Source organism: Micromonospora sp. WMMD712 (assembly GCF_029581295.1).
GTDB lineage: Bacteria > Actinomycetota > Actinomycetes > Mycobacteriales > Micromonosporaceae > Micromonospora > Micromonospora carbonacea.
This window is the reverse complement of sequence record NZ_CP120743.1, coordinates 3,449,789-3,470,128: the sequence shown is the minus strand read 5'-3', so window position 1 is coordinate 3,470,128 and position 20,340 is coordinate 3,449,789. Positions and strand designations below refer to the sequence as shown.

The following is a 20,340-nucleotide window of genomic DNA, read 5'->3' as shown; positions in this document are numbered from 1 at the left end:
GGGCGAAACGGACGAGGGACGCCGGGGGCGGTTCGCCCCGGCGTCCCTCGTCCGGCTGCCGGCCCGGTCAGGCCGTCGGTCCTCCCGGCCCGGCCGGCCGACGTCGGCGCACGAGCAGCAGCGGCACTGCGGCCAGCAGCGCGACGGCGACGAGCCCGCCGGCCGCGTACGTCCACCAGCCGCCCCCCGACCGGTCCCGATCCTCCGGCCCGGCCTGCACGGCGACGGGCCGGGGCGCGGGCGGCGTCTGGGCGGCGCGCGCCTGCACCGTCGCGGTCGCCGACGTCTTGTACGGGGCCGGCGCGGTGACCGTCACCCGCCAGCGGCCGGGGGAGAGCAGCGGGCCGCTGGAGTAGAAGCCCTGCCCCTCCCCGGCCATTTCGAGCTGCACCGGCCCGGCCGTCCGGTCGCCCTCGCCCTTGGCGGTGAGGGTCAGCCGCACCGGCTGGTCCAGTCGGTGACCGTCGGAGTAGACGGCGAGCACCGTGACCCCGCCGGCCCCGTCGCCGCCCACCGACAGCTTGAGCTTTCCGCCGTGCGCCGCCGCCGGGCCCGCCGGCAGCGCCACCAGGCACGCCGCGACGAGCGCGGCGGCGAGGATCCTGAGGGTACGCATCACACGTGCTCCACTCGTTCGGTTCGGGTGGGGCCGCCCCCGCCGTCGTGGTGCACGGCGGGAGCGGCCCCGTCTTCCGTTACAGCGAACCGCCCTCGGCGATCCGGGTGGGGTCGGCGCCGAGCCGGCCCGCCCCGTCGACCGACTTGTTGTCGTTCGCCTTGACGCCGGCCTTGGTGGCCGCGCCGCCGAGCCGGACGATCATGGCGTCGGCGTCACGGACCAGCACGTCCCGGACGTCCGTGTCGGTGACCAACGTGGCATCGGTGGCCAACGCCTTGAAGGCGGTCAACTGCTGCACCGCCCGCTTGTCGTTGCCCTCCGCCTCGGAGGCCCGCACCGCGTCCAGCTTGTTGGACAGCTTGCGGTGCGCCACGTTGGAGAGTCGTCCGGTCGCCTTGAACCGGTCCAGCAGGTTCTGCATGTCCCGGAACGAGGTGGTGACGTAGAACCGGACCGTCGAGGTGGTGGAGTTGCCCGCCTTGTCGGTCGCGGTCACGACCAGCTCGTGCAGGCCGAGCGGCAGCTCGTACATGGGCTGCAGGGTGCCGCTGGCGTACGTCTTGCCGTCCAACGTGCCGGACATCGTCTTGATGCCGGAGGTCGGGTCGACAGACTGCCACGAGATCCGCACGTCCTGGCTGTCGCCGTAGAGCTGGCCGTCGGCGATGCCGGAGACCAGCAGCGTCGGCTTGTCACCGTCGATCTTCACGACGGCCGACTTGAGCGCCTCCGCGTTGCCGGCGGCGTCGGTGGCCCGGTAGAGCAGCTCGTGCGAGCCGTTCCCGGTCACCTCGACCGGCTCGGTGTACGCCGTCCAGGCCCCGCCGTCGAGCGACCACTCCAGCTTCTTGACCCCGGAACCGGCGTCGGTGGAGGTGAGCACCACCGGGACGGTGCCGGCGTGCCAGCCGTCGTCGTTCGCCGGGGCGAACGCCGCCGAGCTGACCGGCGCGGTGGCGTCGATCTTGACGTTGACCTTCTTGGCCTCCTCCACGTTGCCGGCGGAGTCGGTCGACCGGAACCGCACCTCGTGCGCGCCGTCACCGGTGACCTGCACCGGCTCGGTGTACGCGGTCCACGTCGTGGCCCCGTCGAGCTGGTACTCGGTGGAGGCCACCCCGCTGCCGCCGGCCTCGTCGGCCGCCGCGAGCGTGACCGTGACCGGCGCGTTGTGCCAGCCCTCGGTCGGGGTGCCGGAGACCGTGGCGGTGGTCACCGGCGCGGCAGTGTCGGCGGTCTTGGTGGAGAGGCGGAAGTAGTCGAACGACGCCGTCTTCGACGTGGCCGCGTTGGCCCCGAGAGTGAACAGACCGATCTTCGGGGTGGCCCCGACGGCGGTGTTCGTCAGCGTCTCGAAGGTCGTCCACTCCTGCCCGTCGGCCGAGTACGACGCGGTGAAGGTGTCACCGGCCCGGGCGAGCCGCAGGTGCCACACGCCCGAGGTCAGGTTGGAGACCTGCGGCTGCGGGTTCTGCGTCACCCCGGCGACCTCGCCGCGGAACTCGATCCGCCGGGAGACGGCCTGACCGGCCTGGTTGTCCACGATGTAGTCGAACTTGACGTAGTTGTCGTCGTCGGCGTGGACGATCAGACCCGCCTGCTGGTACTGCTCGGCCAGCAGGCTGCCGTCGACCTTCGTCTCCAGGGTCCAGTCGCCGGACGGCGCGGTCTGGAGGATGAAGTTCGTCGGGCCGGTGTTGCTGGTGCCGTAGATGTCACCCTTCGGCACGTCGATCTGCAGCGCCCCGCCGGTCACCCGGTAGGTGGCCGCGTCCTCCCGCAGGATCGCGTTCCAGCGGCACTTGTCGAGCGCGGTGCCGCCGAACTCGTCCGACGGGTCGACCGGGCCGGCCGGCTCGTCGGGCGTGACCTGGAAGAAGTCGAACGCCGCGTCCACCACCGGCGCGGTGGTGGCGCCGTTGAGGGCGAACAGACCGATCCGGGGGTTGCTGATCCCGGCGAGCGCGGCGGACCGGCCGACCGGGGTGAACGTGGTCCCGTCGCCGGACATCTCCGCCGTCAGGTTGGTGCCGTCGCTGGTCATCCGCAGCCAGACGGTGTCACCGGCCGGCGCGGCGGTGGCGTCCGCCCCCTCGTTGCGGGGCGACCCGGCCGTCTCCCGGATGAACTCCACCCGGCGGGAGCCGGAGTAGAGCAGGTCCAGCTTGGCGTAGTTGTCGTCGTCGCCGTAGATCAGCAGGCCGGCCTGCTGGTAGTTGGCGGTGACGGGCAGCGTGACCTTCGTGGTGGCCTGCCAGGATCCGCTGGGCGCGGGCTGGAGGACCAGGTTGGTGGCCCCGTTGGTCGTGCCGTACAGGTCACCGGACGCGGTGGGCAGCCGCAGCGACCCGCCCGAGACCGAGTAGAGCTGGTTCTCCCGGACCACGGTCCAGCGGTCCTTGTCCAGGCTGGTGCCGACGAAGTCGTCCGAACGCGCCCCGAAGCAGGACGTGTTGGCCGCCTCCACCTTCACCGGGACGGTCACGTACGCCTTCGCGCCCCGGGCGTCGGTCACCGTCAGGGTGGCGGTGAAGGTGCCCGGCACGGTGTACGTGTGGGTGGCGTCGAGGGTCGACGCCGTCTTGCCGTCGCCGAAGTCCCAGGCGTACGTCAGCGGGGTGTCGCCCTCGGCGTCGGTGGCCGTGCCGTCGAAGGCGACGGTGACCGGCGCGGTGCCGGTGGTCGGCGTCGCCGTGGCGCTGACCTGCGGCGGCGCGTTCTCGGTGACGCCGCGGCCGATGAAGTCCATCCAGTTGACGTTGAACAGCGAGCCGGTGCCGCCGGCCGGGTCCTTGGCGAGGAAGTAGAGCGTGCCCTCAGCCGTGCCGGTGACCGGGGCGGTCACGTCGACGAACTGCTGCCAGCCGCCGGTGCCCGGCACGTTCGCGGACGCGACCAGCGGGCCGTCGACCGTGCCCGAGCGGACCTCGATCCGCCCGCCCTGGACCTCCGAGGCCACCCGGAAGCGGATCGAGTCGATCCCGGTCAGGCTGGCCGGGGCGAGCGACCACCAGTCACCGTCCTCGATGAAGCCGATGTTCTGGTTGCCGCCGGCGGTGTCGGTGGTGGTCTCCTTCTGCACGCCCGGGTCGCCGCCGCCGGTGCTGCCGGGGGCCCGGCCGGTGGCGGTGAAGTACTCGGCCTGCTTGCGCTTGGGCTGGAGCTGCTCGATCGCCCGGCCGGTCAGCTCGCCGGCGCCGCCGGCGCCGCCCTTGTCGGTGTAGGTCGCCTCGAAGACGCCGAAGACGTTCGCCTCCGCGCCGTGGCCGGAGGCCAGCGAGGTCTGCACGGTGCCGGTGCAGCCGGTGTGCTGCTCCAGCGGGTGGGCGTGCTCGTCGTGGCCGAGCAGCACCTGGAGCTGGACCCGGTCACAGTCGATGGTGCCGTCCTCCGGGTCGGTCACCTTGATCGTGTAGTTGATCTGGTCGCCCCACTCGAAGAAGCCGCCGTTCGGCGGGAACTCGATGGTCACCGTCGGGGCGGTGTTGCCGACCGTCACCGGCACGTTCGCCACGGCGGTACGGCCCGCGGGGTTGGTGACGGTGAGCTGGGCGGTGTAGTCGCCGGCGGTGGCGTAGGTGTGCGTCGGGTTCGCCTCGGTCGAGGTCTGCCCGTCACCGAACGCCCAGGAGTAGGTCAGCGTGCCGCCGTCGGGGTCGCGGGAACCGGCGCTGGAGAAGTTCACGGTCAGCGGCGCGGGCCCGGAGGTGGGGTCGGCGCTGGCCTGGGCGATCGGGGCCCGGGAGCCGGCGGTGTAGTCGATCCGGTAGACGCCGGAGTTGTCGTTGTTGCCGCCGAAGCCGCTGCCCCACTCGATCATGTAGAGCGCGCCGTCCGGCCCGAACTCGAAGTCCATCGGGCGGACCATGGTCATGCCGGTGAGCAGCTGGTTGATGTCGATCAGCGACTTGCCGTCCTGGCTGACCTGCATCGTGTACATCTTCGACTGGTTCCACTCGCCGAGGAGCGCCTTGCCGTCGTAGTACGCCGGCCACTTGCGGTCCGACGTGCTGTCGGCGTCGTACCGGTAGACCGGGCCGCCCATCGGGGCGCCGCCGCCGCCGATCTCGGGGAAGCGCGGGTCGCCCGCGTAGCCGTAGTCCACGGTCGCCGGGATGGCCGGCGGCAGGTTCGTCAGGCCGGTGTTGTTCGGCGAGTCGTTCACCGGCGCGGCGCAGTTGAACTTCGCCCCGCTCGGCCCGTTCGGGAAGGTGTAGTCGTTGTACGCCTTGTTGTTGCCGGTGCAGTACGGCCAGCCGTAGTTGCCGGCGGTGGCGACGATGTTCCACTCCACCAGGCCCTCGGGGCCGCGGTCCGGGTTGGCCGAGTTGGCGTCCGGTCCGTAGTCGGCGACGTAGAGGGTGTCGGTCTTCTGGTCGACGCCGATCCGGAACGGGTTACGGAAGCCCATGCCGAAGATCTCGGGGCGGGTCTTCGCGGTGCCCGGCGCGAACAGGTTCCCCGTGGGGATCGTGTAGGTGCCGTCGTCCTCCGGGTGGATCCGGATCACCTTGCCGCGCAGGTCGTTGGTGTTGCCGGCGCTGCGCTGCGCGTCGTAGTCCTGCCGGCCGGCCCGCTCGTCGATCGGCGTGAAGGCGCTCGACTCGAACGGGTTGGTGTTGTCACCGGTGGCCAGGTACAGGTTGCCCTTCGAGTCGAAGGTCATGCTGCCGCCCGCGTGGCAGCACGTGTTGCGCTGCGTGTCGACCTGGAGGACGACCTTCTCGGTGGCCTTGTCGATGGCGTCACCGTTGACGGTGAACCGGGACAGGTAGTTGCGGGGGCCGCCACCGGCCGGCGCGTAGTACAGGTAGATCCACTTGTTGGTGGCGAAGTCCGGGTCGAGGCGGAGGCCGAGCAGGCCGTCCTCGTTGCCGGTGAAGACGTCCAGCTTGGTCGCGGTGACCGTGTTGCCGGTGTCCGGCTTGATGATCTGCACCCGGCCGTCACGCTCGGCGTAGAACACCCGACCGTCCGGAGCGATGTCCAGCTCCATCGGGTTGTTGGTGTTGCTGTCCAGCGTCACCTTGTCGAAGTTCGAGGTCTTCGAGGCGCCGCAGTCGGCCTTCTCCACGCCCGCGGCGGTGCGGATGCCGCCGAGCAGGTGGGCCAGGAACTCGGGCTCCTGGTACGACTGCTGGGTGTGGCCGCCGCCGGTGTACCAGGCCCGGCCGCCGTCGTAGTCCTGGCACCAGGCGGTCGGGTGGTCGGCGCCCATCGCGCCGGTGCCCGGGGTGTAGGACTTCTCGTCCAGGCTGGCCAGCACGTGCACGTTGGCGCGCGGGTTGGTCCGGAAGTTGTACCACTCGTCGAACCGGGACCACTTGTCCGGCAGCGTGGCCGTGGACGGGTGGGCGTGGTCCTCGACCTTGACGGTGGCCTGCTGGTTGGCCGGGTGGTTGGAGAAGTACGCGCCGACCAGCTTGCCGTACCAGGGCCAGTCGTACTCGGTGTCCGACGCGGCGTGGACGCCGGCGTAGCCGCCGCCGGCCTGGATGTAGCGCTCGAACGCGGCCTGCTGGTCGGCGGTGAGGACGTCACCGGTGGTCGACAGCCAGATCACGGCCTGGTACTTCGCGAGGTTGGCGTCGTTGAACGCGGCGCCGTCCTCGGTCGTGTCGACGGTGAAGCCGTTGTCGGTCCCGAGCTTCTGGATCGCGGCGATGCCGGCCGGGATCGCGTCGTGCCGGAAGGCGGCGGTCTTGGAGAAGACGAGCACCGAGAACGGGTCCGTGGCGGCGGCCGCCACGGGGGCCGCCGCCAGGGGCGCCGCCTGCGCGGCGGCCGGTGCCGCCTGGGCGGGGGTGCCGGCGACCAGGCCGGTGGCGACGAGGGACAGGCTGAGAAGTGAGGAACTGAGGATGCCGCGAGGTATGCGGCGGCGGCGGGATGGAGACACTCCATGCTCCTTTTGTCCGAGCTGGACAGTGGTGGGCTCGGGGACGACTTCGCCGCAGACCGTCCCCGGTCGGTGCGGGTGCCCGGGTCAGACCAGAACCCGGGCACCTGTAACGTCGGCGCGGGCCTGGGCCCGCGCCGGTCGGACCGGCACGCGAGGGGGTCGCGTGCCGGTGGTCGGTGGGCGGTCACGCCAGGGCCGTCCACCGGTCGGATCGGGGTGGACGACCACGCCAGGGCCGCTCACCGGTAGGTCGGTGCGGGCCACGCCGAGGCCACGCGCCGAAATATGTCGATCGGTTGAACAAATTAGCGCCGCTGGACTCGTTTCCGGCAAGGCGTCGGCGTGTAACGATTCGGTATCGGCGATCGGCCTATCCGGCGCATGCGGAGGAATGGGGAGAACCGGCTCGCCGGCCGGTTGATCGTGGTCTGGACCACCGGTCGGATCCCTTGGCGGATCGACCGATCCGTCGTACGGTGACACGGAAGTAACCCACGGGAGCCCGGTGCACCGGGCTGAGAGGGGGGCTGGAGCCCCCGACCGTCGAACCTGATCCGGGTAATGCCGGCGCAGGGAGGAGAGTTGCCGTGCCGTCCCTTGGACGACTGCATCTGATCACCGACACCCGGCCGGGGCGCGACCCGCTCGCCGTGCTGCGCGCCGCCCTGCCGGTGGCCCGCGCCGAGCTGGTCGTCCAGGTCCGGGTCACCGACGACGCCACCGACCGTGAGGCGTACGACCTCGCCCGGCGGGCGGTCGCCCTGTGCGCCCCGTACGGGGCGACGTGCCTGGTCAACGACCGGCTGCACGTGGCGCTCGCGGTCGGCGCCGCCGGCGGCCACGTCGGCGCGGACGACCTGCCCGTCCCGGCGGCCCGCCGGATCCTCGGCCCCACCGCGGTGCTCGGCGCGACCGCCCGGTCACCGGGACCGGCCGCCGAGGCGGTGGCCGGCGGGGCCAGCTACCTCGGTGTCGGCCCCTGCCACGCCACCGACACCAAGGCGGGGCTGCCGGACCCGATAGGCCCCGCCGGGGTACGTGCCGTGGCCGGGGCCGTGGCGGTGCCGGTGATCGCCATCGGCGGGGTGACCGCCGCCGGTGTCCCGGCGCTGCGCGCCGCCGGGGCGTACGGGGTGGCGGTGGTCGGGGCGCTCTCCGCCGCCGATCCGGCGCGCGCCACCGCCGAGCTGCTCGGGGCGCTGACGTGCTAGCCCACGCCGAGGTGCCGGCCCGCGCCGACGGGTCAGCCCACGCCGAGGTGCCGGCCCGCGCCGACGGGTTAGGAAGGGACCCTTCCTATACAGAAAGCGTTAACAGGGGGCCCTTCCTTACCGACGTGGCGGTGGTGGGGGGCGGGGCCGTCGGGCTGGCCGTGGCGTGGCGGTGCGCGGCACGCGGGCTGCGCGTCACCGTGCACGACCCGGCCCCCGGGTCGGGCGCGTCCCACGTCGCCGCCGGGATGCTGTCGCCGGTCGCCGAGTCCTACTTCGGCGAACGGGAGCTGACCGCGCTGCTGGTCGCCTCGGCCGCCCGCTGGCCCGCGTTCGCCGCCGAGCTGACCGCCGCCAGCGGCGTCGACCTCGGGTACCGCACCGAGGGCACCCTCGTCGTCGGGCTCACCGGCGACGACCTCGCCGAGGCGCGGCGGCTGTGGTCGTACCAGCGGGACCTGGGGCTGCCCATCAGCCCGCTGCGCCCGTCGGAGCTGCGCGACCGCGAACCGGCGCTCGCCACCCGGGTGCGCGGCGGCGCGATCGCCCCCGGCGACCACCAGGTCGACCCCCGGCGGCTGGTCACGGCGCTGCGCACCGCCGCCGGGCGGGCCGGCGCGACCCTCGTCGCCGGCGGGGTGCGGTCGCTGTCCGACCTCGACGCCCGGGTCACCGTCGTCGCGGCCGGCTGCGGGGCCGCCGCGCTCACCGGGCTGCCGGTCCGCCCGGTCAAGGGCCAGATCCTGCGGCTGCGCGCGCCCGACGGCGGCCCGCCGGGCTTCCGGCACGTCGTCCGGGGGTACGCCGACGGCGAACCCGTCTATTTGGTGCCCCGCTCCAGCGGGGAGGTGGTGGTCGGCGCGACCGTCGAGGAACGCGCCGACACCGACGTCACCGCCGGGGCGGTGCTGCGGCTGCTCCGCGCCGCCGTGGATCTCGTCCCCGAGCTGGCCGAGTACGACCTGGTCGAGGCGACCGCCGGGCTGCGCCCCGGCACCCCCGACAACAGGCCGGTCATCGGGCCGCTGCCCGGCCGGCCCGGCGTGCTCGCCGCCACCGGCCACCACCGGCACGGCATCGTGCTCACCCCGGTCACCGCCGACCTCGTCACCGACCTGATCGTCACCGGGCAGGCGGGCTCCCCGGCGGTGGATCCGCTGCTCGCCCCATTCACCCCCGAGCGGTTCGCCGGCCAACGCCGGTCCGGCTGACCGCCGTCGACCCGACCGACCCGACCACCCGACCGACCCGCGCCACCGACCCGCGCCACCGGTCCGCGAGCCGCGCACCGGGCCGCGTACCGAGCCGCGCCACTGGTCCGGCCGGGCCCCCGCCGGCCCGACCGACCGCGTCCGGCCCGGCGCGTCCCGTCACCGGTGGCGGGCCGAGGACGCATCCGAGGAGGAACACCCACATGGAACTGACGGTGAACGGCACCGGGCGTACCCTGCCCGCCGGAGCGACCGTGGCCGACCTGGTCGGCCTGGTCACCGATCAGCGGCGCGGCCTCGCCGTCGCGGTCAACGGCGAGGTCGTGCCGCGCGGCGGCTGGCCGGGGACCCCGCTGCGCGACGGCGACCACGTCGAGGTGCTCAGCGCCGCCCAGGGTGGGTGACGGCATGTCCCACGAGGGTTCCGCGTTCGAGCTGGGCGGCGTGACGTTCGGGTCCCGGCTGATCCTCGGCACCGGCGGCGCGGCCAGCCTGCACGCGCTGGAGCAGGCGATCCGGGCGTCCGGCACCGAGCTGGTGACGCTCGCGCTGCGCCGTGTCGACACCGCCCCCGCCATGGGCGGCGGGCTGCTGGAGCTGCTGGAGCGGTGCGGGGTGCGGCTGCTGCCGAACACGGCCGGCTGCTACACGGCCGGCGAGGCGGTGAAGGTGGCCCACCTGGCCCGCGAGGCGTTCGACACGGACTGGGTGAAGCTGGAGGTGATCGGCGACGAGCGCACGCTGCTGCCCGACGGGGTGGAGCTGCTGCGCGCCGCCGAGATCCTGGTCGCGGACGGGTTCACCGTGCTGCCGTACACGTCGGACGACCCGATCCTGGCCCGGCGGCTCGCCGACGTCGGCTGCGCGGCGGTGATGCCGGCGGGCGCGCCGATCGGCTCCGGCCTGGGCGTGAACAACCCGCACCACATCCGCCTGATCCGGCAGGGCGTCGACGTGCCGGTGATCCTCGACGCGGGGATCGGCACCGCGTCCGACGCGGCGCTCGCCATGGAGCTGGGCTGCGACGCCGTGCTGCTGGCCAGCGCCGTCACCCGGGCCGCCGACCCGGTCGCGATGGCCACCGCGATGCGGTACGCGGTCGAGGCGGGCCGCCTGGCGGCCGGGGCGGGCCGCATCCCCCGCCGTTTCCACGCCCTGCCCTCCACCCCCGACGAGGGAAGGCCCGACCTGTGACCCCACCCCCCGCCCCACCCCCCGCGGATCTTGGAAGGGAACGGCCCCTCCAGGGGCCGGATTCTTCCAGGATCTCGTCGCCGACGCCGTGCGGCATCGTCCTGCTGGCCGATCGGGGAGGAGGCGCCACGGGAGGGGCCGGGCCGGGGGAGCTCGTGCGGGTGGTGGCGGGTGCCGTCGCCGGGGGAGTGCGCTGGGTGGTGCTGCGGGAGAAGGGCCTGCCCCGCGCCGAGCGGGCCGCGCTCGCCGCCGAGCTGCGCCCGATCCTCGCCGAGGCCGGCGGCACCCTGGTCGTGGCGGGCCCCGACCCGCTCGACGGCGACGCCGTGCACCTCCCGGCCGCCGGCCCCTATCCGCCGCCGCGCCCCGGTCCCGCCGGTCGTGCCCGCCCGTGGCTCGTCGGCCGGTCCTGCCACGACGCGGCCGAGCTGGCGCGGCTGACCACCGAGGACTACGCGACCCTCTCCCCGGTGTACCCGAGCAGGTCGAAGCCCGGCTACGGCCCGCCGCTGGGGACCCGGCGGCTCGGCGAGCTGATCCGGTTCAGCCCCGTGCCGGTCCTCGCCCTCGGCGGCATCGAGACCCCGGACCAGGTGCGCGCCTGCCTGACGGCGGGCGCGGCGGGCGTGGCGGTGCAGGGCACCATCATGCGCGCCGGTGACCCGGCCCGGGCAGCCGCCGCGCTGACGACCGCCTGGGCCGAGGCCGCCGCGCTGACCGCAGACTGGCCCGAGGCCGCCGCGCTGACGACCGCCCGGGCCGGGGCCCGAAGCCGTCGCCCGCACACGGAGACCCAGCGCACGGGGCTGCGGCCGACCGTGCCCACGCAGGGATCAAGCCTGACCGCCCGGAGTGGGCACGGTCGGCCGCAGCCCCCCGCCGCACCCGCCGCACCCGCCGCACCCGCCGCACCCACCACCCCGACAGACCGAGCGAGCGAGGCGACCAGGTGACCCCGACGACCGTGCTGACCATCGCCGGCTCCGACTCCGGCGGGGGCGCCGGCATCCAGGCCGACCTCAAAGTCTTCGCCGCGCTCGGCGCGTACGGCACGAGCGTCCTCACCGCCGTCACCGCGCAGAACACCCGGGGCGTGGACGCCGTCCTGCCGCTGCCGCCGCGCACCGTCACCGAGCAGCTCGACAGCGTGCTCGGCGACTTCCGGGTGCGGGCGGTGAAGACCGGGATGCTCGGCAATCCGGCCGTCGCCGACGCGGTCGCCGACGCCGCGCAAGCGGGACGCCTGCCGCACCTCGTCGTCGACCCGGTGCTCGTGGCCACCAGCGGGCACCGGCTCGGCGTCGTCGAGGCGGTCGAGCGGCTGCTGCCGTACGCCGAGGTGGCGACGCCGAACTGCGCGGAGGCCGCCGCCCTCACCGGACGCCCGGTGACCACGGTCGAGGAGATGGTGGCCGCCGCCGAGGCCCTCGCCGCCGGCGGCCCGGCGCACGTGGTGGTCACCGGCGGCGACGTGGACGCGGCCGGCGAGTCGGTGGACGTGCTGGCCGGCGGCGGGTCGACCACGCTGCTGCGCGCGCCCCGGGTGCGCACCCGGCACAGCCACGGCACCGGCTGCTCGTTCTCGGCGGCGATCGCCGTGCGGCTGGCGGCCGGGGATCCGGTGCCGGCGGCGGTCGCGGCCGCCAAGGAGTACGTCACCCGCGCGCTGACCGGCGCGCGGGACTGGGAACTGGGCGCGGGACGCGGCCCGCTGGACCACTTCGGCTGGTCCTGACCACCACCTGGGAGGCAGTCATGCAGGCACGACGCAAGGTCTACGTCGAGGGGGCCCGGCCGGACGTCCGGGTGCCGTTCGCCGAGGTCGACCTGACCGGCGACAACCCGCCGGTCCGGCTCTACGACACCTCCGGCCCCGGCTCCGACCCCGAGGTGGGGCTGCCCCCGCTGCGCGGGCCGTGGATCGCCGAGCGCGGCGACGTCGCGCCGGTGCGCGGGGCGGGCACCCCGCTCGCGGGCGCGGACGGGAAGCGGCCGACGCAGCTCGCGTACGCGCGGGCCGGGGTCGTCACCCCGGAGATGGAGTTCGTGGCGATCCGGGAGGGGATGGCCCCGGAGTTCGTCCGCGACGAGATCGCCGCCGGCCGGGCGGTGCTCCCGCTCAACGTCAACCACCCGGAGTGCGAGCCGGCGATCATCGGCAAGGCGTTCCTGGTGAAGGTCAACGCCAACATCGGCACCTCGGCGGTCACCTCCTCGGTCGCCGAGGAGGTGGAGAAGCTGACCTGGGCGACGCGGTGGGGCGCGGACACCGTGATGGACCTGTCCACCGGCAAGCGGATCCACGAGACCCGCGAGGCGATCGTGCGCAACTCGCCGGTGCCGATCGGCACGGTGCCGATCTACCAGGCCCTGGAGAAGGTCGGTGGCGACCCGGTGAAGCTGAGCTGGGAGGTGTTCCGCGAGACGGTGGTCGAGCAGGCCGAGCAGGGCGTCGACTACATGACGGTGCACGCCGGGGTGCTGCTGCCGTACGTGCCGCTGGCGGTGGACCGGGTCACCGGGATCGTCTCCCGGGGCGGGTCGATCATGGCGGCCTGGTGCCTGGCGCACCACGAGGAGAACTTCCTCTACACCAACTTCCGCGAGCTGTGCGAGATCCTCGCCCGGTACGACGTGACGTTCTCCCTCGGCGACGGGCTGCGCCCCGGGTCCATCGCCGACGCCAACGACGCGGCCCAGTTCGCCGAGCTGCGCACCCTCGGCGAGCTGACGAGGATCGCCTGGGAGTACGACGTGCAGGTGATGATCGAGGGCCCCGGACACGTGCCGATGCACAAGATCAAGGAGAACGTGGACCTCCAGCAGGAGTGGTGCCACGAGGCACCGTTCTACACGCTCGGCCCGCTGACCACGGACATCGCCCCTGCGTACGACCACATCACGTCGGCGATCGGCGCGGCCATGATCGGCATGTTCGGCACCGCGATGCTCTGCTACGTGACGCCGAAGGAGCACCTCGGCCTGCCCGACCGGGACGACGTGAAGGCCGGCGTGATCGCTTACAAGATCGCGGCGCACGCGGCGGACCTGGCCAAGGGCCACCCCGGCGCGCAGGCGTGGGACGACGCGCTGTCGAAGGCGCGGTTCGAGTTCCGCTGGTCCGACCAGTTCAACCTCTCGCTGGACCCGGAGACGGCGCGGTCGTACCACGACGCGACCCTGCCGGCCGAGCCGGCGAAGACGGCGCACTTCTGCTCGATGTGTGGCCCGAAGTTCTGCTCCATGAAGATCACCCAGGAGCTGAAGGAGTACGCGGCACGCGGAATGCGGGACAAGTCGGAGGAGTTCGTGTCTTCCGGCGGCCGGGTGTACCTGCCGCTGGCCTGATCCCGCCCGGCCCGCCGGGGTGGCCTTGCCTGGCCTGCGTCCGGAGCCGGGTCGGCGACATGGTGGTGCCCCGCCGGGGCCGACCCCGTCACGTCGCCGACATGGTGGGACGCCGGCCGCCAGGCGGGGTCAGTCGCGGTGGTGCCGGCCGGAGGCGCGCAGCGAGCGCCGGGTGGTGTCCTCCGACCCACCGGTCTCGCCCGACACGGGGCGGGCGAGGCCGGTGACCCAGTCGACGTACTCCTCGTCCTGCGCCGGCAGCGGTTCCGGGTCGCGGCGGTCGTCCCGTTCGGCCGCCGCGCCCGGGTCGTCGGCCGCCCGGGTCCGGCCGCGCCGGAACAGGGGCCGCAGGAGCCGGGACCGGCCGGCGGCGGTGTCCTCCGGCGACGGGCCGGCCTCCGCCGGACCCTCGGGCTCGCCGGCGACGGGAGCGGCAGCCGCCCCGCCGGCCGGTGCCGGCCCTGCCCCGCCGACCGGGGACAGGCCCGTGCCGGGGGAGGGGGGCGCGCCGGTCGCCCGCGCCGCGCTCTGCCACAGCTCGCCCGGTCCACCCGGCTCGTCGCGCGGGGGCGGCGTGTCGCCCACCGGGTGCCGCTCGGGCGTCGGCGTGGCGAACCGGCGCGCGGCGTTGCCGAACGCGTCCCAGCTCGCCGCCTTGTCGAGGTCGGGCAGGGGGAGCCGGGGGCGGGGCCGGGCGGCCGCCTCGGCGGCCTGGCCGCTCGGGGACCGGTCGGCGGCCTCGCCGGTCGGGACCGGGTCGGTGGCCCGGCGGCCGGTCGTGGCCGGGTCGGTCGGGGCCGGCTCAGTGGCCGGGTCGGTCGGGTCGGTCGGGGTCGGGCCGGCGGCCCGGCCGGTCGGGGCCGGCTCGGTCGGGGCCGGCTCGGTGGCCTGGCCGGTCGGGGTGGGATCGGTGGCCTGGCCGGTCGGGATCGGGTCGGTCGCCTCGCCGAGCGGGACTGGGCCGGTCGTCTCGCCGGTCCCGGTCGTCTCGGCGGTCGCGGCCGGGGCGGTGGGCCGGGCGGCGGGCGTGCCGGCGGCCATCGGCCACTCCCAGTGGGCGGGGGGAGCGCCGGCCGGACCGTCGGCCCCGGCCGGGTCCCGCGCGTCGTCGCCCCGGCTGTGTGGGCCTGCGCTGCGGGCGGGGGTGTCGCCGGTGCGGTCGTCCGGCAGCGGGTCGCCGATGGTCGCGGGGACCCGGCGGGCCGTGGTCGGGCCCGGCTGGGCGGCCGGGTCGGCGGGCCCGTCGGCGGCCGGTGGGGTGGGGCCGGTCGGAAGCGGCCGGAGGATGTCCGTCGGCTCGATCGCGGCCCGGTGGCCGGCCGCACGGGCCGTGCCGGGCAGGCCGACGCCGCGCCCCCTGGCCAGGCCGGCGGCGCGCATCCCGGACAGGGCCGCGCGGAGCGTGCCGGGTGGGCGGGCGCCGAGCGCTCCGGGCAGGGCCGCACCCCGGGAACCGGCCAGGTCGGCCGGCCCGCCGGCCGGGACGACGACGCCGGCCGGGCCGTCGGCCGGCGGGTCGGCGTCGGCGGACCGGGCGAAGAGGGGCCAGCCGGCGAAGAGGGGCCAGCGGGCCAGGGCGGCGGCCGTGGCGCCGAGCAGGCCGGTGGCGACCGCGAGCAGCGCGCCGTAGTAGGGCGCGAGCTGATACCGGTCGGCCGGGTCACCCGGGCCCGCGGTGAGGTAGGCGAAGGCGACCAGCACGGGGCCCGCCGCCCCGGTCGCGCCCGCGATCAGCGGCGGATGCCCGCGCCGGCGGGCCAGCGCGCCGGAGGCCGCGCCCGCGAGCAGGGCCGACAGCGGCAGGACGATCGTGGCCAGCCGCTGCGCCGCGTCCGTGGCGAGCCAGGCCGGCTCGAACACCCCGAGGCGTACGGTCGGCAGCGGGCCGGTGCCGACGAGGGACGGCAGGGCCGAGACCAGGGCGACGAACCAGACCGTGCCGGCGACGGCCGCGACGTTCCAGCCCAGCGGCGGGCGCAGCAGCACGGCGAGCGCCGCGCCGGCGCCGACCACCGCGCCGAGGGTCGCGCAGATGCCCACCGCCCAGACCGGGTCCACGCTGTTGAGCTGGGTGGCCCGGGCCGGCTGCATGCACAACGGCGCGACGACGGTCGCGCCCAGGGCCGCCGCGCCGGCCAGGGCGAGCTGCCCGGTCGTGCTGCCGGTGACCGGGTCGGCGCTGGTGAGCCGCTCGGTGACCACCGCGCCGACCACGGCGGCGAGCGCCGCGCACCAGCCCACCCAGACGAGCTGGGCGGGCCACCGGTTGACGGCGGCGTCGGTGAAGTCGCCGGCGATCCGCACGATGCCGAAGCCATACGCGATGCCGAGCTGGCCGGCCCCGGCCAGCATGCTCACCCCGAGCGCGGTGAGCAGCGGCTTGCCCCACGTCCGAAAGGCCATGTCGGGCACGTTACGGCCCGGTGCGCCCGATCGCCACCTTGGCGCGGCGACGCGCCCGGCCTGCGACTACTTGAGCTCGACCAGCCGCGCCAGGTACGTCGTATCCCCGACATTGGTGAGCATGTGAACGGCGCCCGGGTCGCGGTACACCACCCCGCCGGTCGGCTCGTCCGCGTCGATGGTGGTGCCGTCGATCGTCTGCACCACGTTCTTCGCGCCCTGGACGGCGATCACCAGGTACGGGTGGTCGTGCCGGTGCAGCGGCTGCCGCTCGCCCGGCTCCAGCCGGATGTGCCACACCCGCACCCGGTCGTTCTCGTAGACGATCTCCTGGCCCACCGGGCCCAGCTCGGTCCCGTCGATCACGTCGGTCATCCGGTCAGCCTCCAGTGACGGCAGCGTCGGCGCGCGTCAGGTGCGGGAGCACCTCGGCGGCGATGAGCTCCAGGTGGTCGAGGTCGGCGAGGTCGGTCAGCCGCAGGTGCACCCGGGTCGCGCCGACGGCGGCGAACTCGCCGATCCGGTCGACGAGCCGGGCGGGCGAGCCGACCACCGCGTCCTCCGGCGGCAGGGCGCTCTTGGCGTGCAGCGGCGCGGCCCGCAGCCGCGCCTCGGCGTCGGTGCGCCCGACCGCCACCGCGATGGCGGCGGAGAGGACGAGCGGCTCCCGCCCCGACGCCGGGCGGCCGTGCCGGTCGCACGCCTCGGCCACCCGCTCGTACGCGGCGGCGGTCTCGGCGACGCTCTTGAACGGCATGTTGAACTCGTCGGCGTACCGGGCGGCGAGTCGGGGGGTGCGCGTGGGGCCGCGTCCGCCGACGATCACCGGTGGGCCGGGCCGCTGGACCGGCTTGGGCAGGGCGGGGGAGTCGACCAGGCGGTAGTGCTCGCCGGTGAAGCTGTACGTCTCGCCGACCGGGGTGCGCCACAGGCCGGTGATCACTTCGAGCTGCTCGGCGAGCCGGTCGAAGCGCTCGCCGACGCCGGGGAACGGGATCCCGTACGAGATGTGCTCCCGCTCGTACCAGCCGGCGCCGATGCCCAGCTCGACCCGGCCGCCGCTCATCTGGTCGACCTGGGCGACCATGACGGCGAGCGGGCCGGGCAGCCGGAAGGTGGCCGACGTGACGAGGGTGCCGAGCCGGATCCGGGTGGTCTCCCGCGCCAGCGCGGCGAGGGTGAGCCAGGCGTCGGTGGGGCCGGGCAGGCCGGGCTCGGTGCCGAGGAACTGGTAGTGGTCGGCCCGCAGGAACCCCTCGAAGCCGCCCGCCTCGACGGCCCGCGCGAAGCGCAGCTGGTCGTCGTAGGTGGCGCCCCGGTGCGGCTCGGTGAAGACGCTGACCCGCATGGTCACCGTCCCTCCGTGCCGGCCCCGGCGGGCGCGACGGGGGTGTCGCGTTCCATCAGCAGCTCGTGCAGCTCGGCGCTGACCCGGGCGACGTCGGCGAGGTGGGCGTTGCGGCCGAGGGTGCGGGGCCGGGGGATGTCGACCTCGACGATCGCGCGGATCCGGCCCGGCCGGGGGCTGAGCACGACCACCCGGTCGGCGAGCAGCACCGCCTCGTCGATGGAGTGGGTGACGAAGACGACGGTGGCCCCGCTGGTCATGTGCACCCGCTGGAGCTCACCGGAGAGCTCCTCGCGGGTGAGCGCGTCCAGGGCGGAGAACGGCTCGTCCATGAGCATCACCCGGGGGTCGCCGATCAGCGACCGGCACAGCGAGACGCGCTGCTGCATGCCGCCGGACAGCTCGTGCGGCAGCCGCTTCTCGAACCCGGCGAGACCGGCCAGGTCGAGCAGCTCCCGGGCGCGCTCGCGGTGAGTGGCCCGCTTCCACCCGAAGATCTCCACGGGCAGCAGCACGTTGTCCAGCACCGACCGCCAGGGCAGCAGGGCGGGGCGCTGGAACAGCATGGCGATGTCGCGGCGGGGGCGGGTGATCGGCGTGCCCGCGACGGTGATCTCCCCGGCGGTGGCCGGCAGCAGGCCGGCGATCATCCGCAGCAGGGTGGACTTGCCGCAGCCCGAGCGCCCGAGCACGGCGACGAACTCGCCCTCGGCGACGTCGAGGTCGATGCCCCGCAGTGCCTCGACCCGGCCGGCCCGACCGTCGAAGGTGCGGGACACGCCGGACAGTCGGATCATCGCCGGTGTCCTCCCTGAGTGGACCATCAGGATCGCAGCTAGGGTAGCCCGCCGTCGTCCGGAGGCAACGGTCCGGGGTGGAGATCAGTTCGTTTCCGTTCCGAAACACACACTCCTCGCTACACCGGCAGGTCTCTTGCGTAGTCTGTGCCGGCGAATAGTCCCCTCACGACGATGGCGTCGGCTCCCCCCTCTGTCGACGCCGTTGCTCTCGACGACCCGCCCGGAGGCGCATCGCCCCTGGTCGGAAAGGACATGGTGCACAGATGAACAGGCTGACCCGCACGGTCGCCGCGGCCCTCCTGGCCTCCGCCCTCACCCTGGTGTCCGCGTGCAGCAGCGACTCGGACGCGTCCGACGCGAAGGGCGGCGACGGCAAGTCACTGGAGAAAGTGACGTACCTCACTTCCTTCGGCAACTTCGGCCGGGACTCCTACGCCTGGGTGGCGAAGGAGAAGGGCTTCTTCAAGGAGGCCGGCTTCGACGTCGAGATCAAGCCCGGCCAGGGCACGGGCGCGGTGATCCAGACCATCGTCGGCGGTCAGGCCGACTTCGGTCCGATCGACCTCACCGGTGGCCTCCTCCAGCTCGGCAACGGGCAGGCCAAGGACTTCGTCGCCGTCGCGGCGATCCAGCAGCGCACCATGGCTGCCATCGTGACGGTCGAGGGCAAGAACATCGCCTCGCCGAAGGACCTGGAGGGCAAGAAGCTCGCCGACGCCCCGGCGTCCGTGGTCCGCAACCTCTTCCCGACGTACGCCCGGCTCGCCGGCGTGGACGTCAACAAGGTGACCTGGGTCAACGGCGAGGCCCAGACCCTGATGGGCACCCTCGCCTCCGGCTCCGTCGACGGCATCGGCCAGTTCGTCGTGGGCCAGCCGACGGTCGAGGCGGTCACCAAGAAGAAGGCCGTCCTGCTGCCCTACAGCAACGTGATGCAGGACCTCTACGGCAACGTGCTGATCACCTCCAGCAAGATCGCCAAGGAGAAGCCGGAGATGGTGAAGCGGTTCACCGCCGCGCTGATGAAGGGCCTGGAGTACTCCCTGGCGAACCCGCAGGAGGCCGCCGAGCTGCTGAAGAAGAACGTCGACGCCACCAACCCGGCGGCGGCCGCCGCCGAGCTCCAGCTCATGGCCGGGTACGTCCGGTCCAACAACTCCGGCACCAAGATCGGCACGCTGGACAGCGGCCGGGTCGCCAAGAGCATCGCGATCCTGCAGGGCGCGGGCTCGCTCAAGCAGAACCTCACCCCCGACCAGATCATCGACTTCAGCCTCGTGCCGCAGTCCTGACCGGTCCGACAAGTCAGCAGGGGTACGTCCCGCCGGCCTCCGGCGGGGCGTACCCCCGTTCCGTCTCCCGGCCGTCGCGCCGGATGGATGAGGAGAACAAGATGACCGACCTCCGGTCACCGGAACCGGCGCTCGCGGGCCCGCCCGTCGTCCAGCGCCGCCCCGCCGTGGGGCGCGGCGCCCTCGGCGTCGGCGCGCGGGCCGGCGCGAACGGCCTGCTGCTGCCCGGCGCGGGCCTGCTGGTCGCGTTCGCGGTGTGGTGGCTCACCGCCCGGCTGGAGCTGGTGCACCCCGCCGCGCTGCCCACCCCCGGCTCGGTGCTGTCGGCGTTCACCGACAAGCCGGACCGGATGCTGGAGCACACGCTCGACACCATGCTGGAGATCCTGATCGGCTTCGCGCTCTCCGCCGTGGCCGGCGTGCTGCTCGGGCTCTCCCTGGCCGCCTCGCGCACCGTCGAGCGGATGTTCACCCCGCTGCTGGTCGCGGTCAACGCGGTCCCGAAGATCACCCTGGGGCCGCTGCTCGTGGTCGCGCTCGGCTGGGGGCAGAAGCCGATCCTGACCATGGTCTTCCTGCTCTGCTTCTTCCCGATCGTGCTCTCCACCGCGACCGGGTTGACCACCACGCCGTCCGACCTGGCCGAGCTGGTCCGCTCCCTGAACGCCTCCTGGTGGCAGGCGTTCCGCAAGGTGCGCTTCCCGGCCGCCCTGCCGCAGATCTTCGTCGGCCTGAAGGTGGCGATGCCGCTGGCCGCGATCGGCGCGGTGATCGGGGAGTTCCAGGCCGGCGAGAGCGGCCTCGGCTACGTCATCACCCAGTACGCCGGCATCGGCGACACCGCGACCGCCTGGGCGGCGATCATGCTGGTGGCGCTGGTCAGCATCCTGCTCTACTCGGCGCTGGTGTTCGTGGAGCGCCTGGCCCTGCCCTGGGTGCGGGCGACCACCTCGACGAGGTGAGACGACGGTGGGCCCGCCGTCGACCGGCGGGCCCACCGTCTCGTCGTGCC

Annotated in this window: 15 protein-coding genes and 1 riboswitch; of the genes, 9 read left to right on the top strand and 6 right to left on the bottom strand. The window is 74.2% G+C overall.

The window, feature by feature from the left end; genetic code table 11:
- Nucleotides 1-67: 67 nt before the first annotated feature.
- Both O7633_RS14750 and O7633_RS14745 read right to left on the bottom strand, forming a co-directional pair.
- Nucleotides 68-616, bottom strand: a complete 549-nt coding sequence (locus O7633_RS14750) for a hypothetical protein (protein WP_074472534.1) — start codon at nt 614-616, stop codon at nt 68-70.
- Between the two features lie 79 nt (nt 617-695).
- On the bottom strand, nt 696-6,518 hold the full coding sequence (locus tag O7633_RS14745; protein WP_282328213.1) for a ThuA domain-containing protein: 5,823 nt from the start codon (nt 6,516-6,518) through the stop codon (nt 696-698).
- A 488-nt stretch (nt 6,519-7,006) separates the two neighbouring features.
- Nucleotides 7,007-7,114: riboswitch (TPP riboswitch) on the top strand.
- Between O7633_RS14745 and O7633_RS14740 the strand changes: the two genes are divergently transcribed.
- From O7633_RS14740 to thiC, 7 genes are all read left to right on the top strand, one after another.
- Nucleotides 7,109-7,732, top strand: a complete 624-nt coding sequence (locus tag O7633_RS14740; RefSeq protein ID WP_282328212.1) for a thiamine phosphate synthase — start codon at nt 7,109-7,111, stop codon at nt 7,730-7,732. It overlaps the preceding riboswitch by 6 nt.
- Nucleotides 7,733-7,857: 125 nt before the next feature.
- Nucleotides 7,858-8,943 (top strand): glycine oxidase ThiO, encoded by a 1,086-nt coding sequence (thiO, locus tag O7633_RS14735; protein WP_282328211.1) that lies wholly within the window; start codon nt 7,858-7,860, stop codon nt 8,941-8,943.
- 203 nt (nt 8,944-9,146) lie between these two features.
- Entirely contained in the window at nt 9,147-9,347 is a 201-nt protein-coding gene (thiS, locus tag O7633_RS14730; RefSeq protein ID WP_074472538.1) for a sulfur carrier protein ThiS, read from the top strand.
- Between the two features lie 4 nt (nt 9,348-9,351).
- Nucleotides 9,352-10,137 carry a thiazole synthase gene (locus O7633_RS14725; RefSeq protein WP_074472539.1) on the top strand — a complete coding sequence of 262 codons (786 nt, stop codon included), beginning with the start codon at nt 9,352-9,354 and terminating at the stop codon, nt 10,135-10,137.
- Nucleotides 10,138-10,232: 95 nt separating this feature from the next.
- Nucleotides 10,233-11,090 carry a thiamine phosphate synthase gene (locus O7633_RS14720; RefSeq protein ID WP_348776336.1) on the top strand — a complete coding sequence of 286 codons (858 nt, stop codon included), beginning with the start codon at nt 10,233-10,235 and terminating at the stop codon, nt 11,088-11,090.
- The gene (thiD, locus tag O7633_RS14715) at nt 11,087-11,872 is read left to right on the top strand and encodes a bifunctional hydroxymethylpyrimidine kinase/phosphomethylpyrimidine kinase (protein WP_282328209.1); all 786 of its coding nucleotides are present in this window, start codon (nt 11,087-11,089) and stop codon (nt 11,870-11,872) included. The genes O7633_RS14720 and thiD overlap by 4 nt, the downstream gene beginning before the upstream one ends.
- A 20-nt stretch (nt 11,873-11,892) precedes the next feature.
- Nucleotides 11,893-13,485, top strand: a complete 1,593-nt coding sequence (thiC, locus tag O7633_RS14710; RefSeq protein WP_178066431.1) for a phosphomethylpyrimidine synthase ThiC — start codon at nt 11,893-11,895, stop codon at nt 13,483-13,485.
- 129 nt (nt 13,486-13,614) lie between these two features.
- Here thiC and O7633_RS14705 read toward each other — a convergent pair whose 3' ends face one another.
- The 4 genes from O7633_RS14705 to O7633_RS14690 form a co-directional block, all read right to left on the bottom strand.
- On the bottom strand, nt 13,615-15,888 hold the full coding sequence (locus tag O7633_RS14705; RefSeq protein ID WP_282328208.1) for a hypothetical protein: 2,274 nt from the start codon (nt 15,886-15,888) through the stop codon (nt 13,615-13,617).
- 66 nt (nt 15,889-15,954) lie between these two features.
- Nucleotides 15,955-16,263 (bottom strand): cupin, encoded by a 309-nt coding sequence (locus tag O7633_RS14700; RefSeq protein WP_043965575.1) that lies wholly within the window; start codon nt 16,261-16,263, stop codon nt 15,955-15,957.
- Nucleotides 16,264-16,267: 4 nt separating this feature from the next.
- Complete coding sequence (locus O7633_RS14695; protein WP_282328566.1) at nt 16,268-17,236, bottom strand: LLM class F420-dependent oxidoreductase; 969 nt, start codon at nt 17,234-17,236, stop codon at nt 16,268-16,270.
- A 2-nt stretch (nt 17,237-17,238) separates the two neighbouring features.
- Complete coding sequence (locus tag O7633_RS14690) at nt 17,239-18,033, bottom strand: ABC transporter ATP-binding protein (protein ID WP_282328207.1); 795 nt, start codon at nt 18,031-18,033, stop codon at nt 17,239-17,241.
- A gap of 266 nt (nt 18,034-18,299) precedes the next feature.
- On the opposite strand from O7633_RS14690, the gene O7633_RS14685 reads away from it, so the two are divergent.
- Nucleotides 18,300-19,328, top strand: coding sequence for an ABC transporter substrate-binding protein (locus tag O7633_RS14685; RefSeq protein WP_178066429.1), 1,029 nt, complete (start codon nt 18,300-18,302; stop codon nt 19,326-19,328).
- 101 nt (nt 19,329-19,429) lie between these two features.
- Nucleotides 19,430-20,290 carry an ABC transporter permease gene (locus O7633_RS14680; protein ID WP_282328206.1) on the top strand — a complete coding sequence of 287 codons (861 nt, stop codon included), beginning with the start codon at nt 19,430-19,432 and terminating at the stop codon, nt 20,288-20,290.
- The last annotated feature ends 50 nt before the right edge of the window (nt 20,291-20,340 follow it).

Excerpts from the sequence above, each read along its gene's own strand:
- O7633_RS14750 (WP_074472534.1), bottom strand. The coding sequence starts at position 616 with ATGCGTACCCTCAGGATCCTCGCCGCCGCGCTCGTCGCGGCGTGCCTG.
- thiS (WP_074472538.1), top strand. The coding sequence starts at position 9,147 with ATGGAACTGACGGTGAACGGCACCGGGCGTACCCTGCCCGCCGGAGCG.
- O7633_RS14725 (WP_074472539.1), top strand. The coding sequence starts at position 9,352 with ATGTCCCACGAGGGTTCCGCGTTCGAGCTGGGCGGCGTGACGTTCGGG.
- thiC (WP_178066431.1), top strand. The coding sequence starts at position 11,893 with ATGCAGGCACGACGCAAGGTCTACGTCGAGGGGGCCCGGCCGGACGTC.
- O7633_RS14705 (WP_282328208.1), bottom strand. The coding sequence starts at position 15,888 with ATGGCCTTTCGGACGTGGGGCAAGCCGCTGCTCACCGCGCTCGGGGTG.
- O7633_RS14700 (WP_043965575.1), bottom strand. The coding sequence starts at position 16,263 with ATGACCGACGTGATCGACGGGACCGAGCTGGGCCCGGTGGGCCAGGAG.
- O7633_RS14695 (WP_282328566.1), bottom strand. The coding sequence starts at position 17,236 with ATGCGGGTCAGCGTCTTCACCGAGCCGCACCGGGGCGCCACCTACGAC.
- O7633_RS14690 (WP_282328207.1), bottom strand. The coding sequence starts at position 18,033 with ATGATCCGACTGTCCGGCGTGTCCCGCACCTTCGACGGTCGGGCCGGC.
- O7633_RS14685 (WP_178066429.1), top strand. The coding sequence starts at position 18,300 with ATGAACAGGCTGACCCGCACGGTCGCCGCGGCCCTCCTGGCCTCCGCC.
- O7633_RS14680 (WP_282328206.1), top strand. The coding sequence starts at position 19,430 with ATGACCGACCTCCGGTCACCGGAACCGGCGCTCGCGGGCCCGCCCGTC.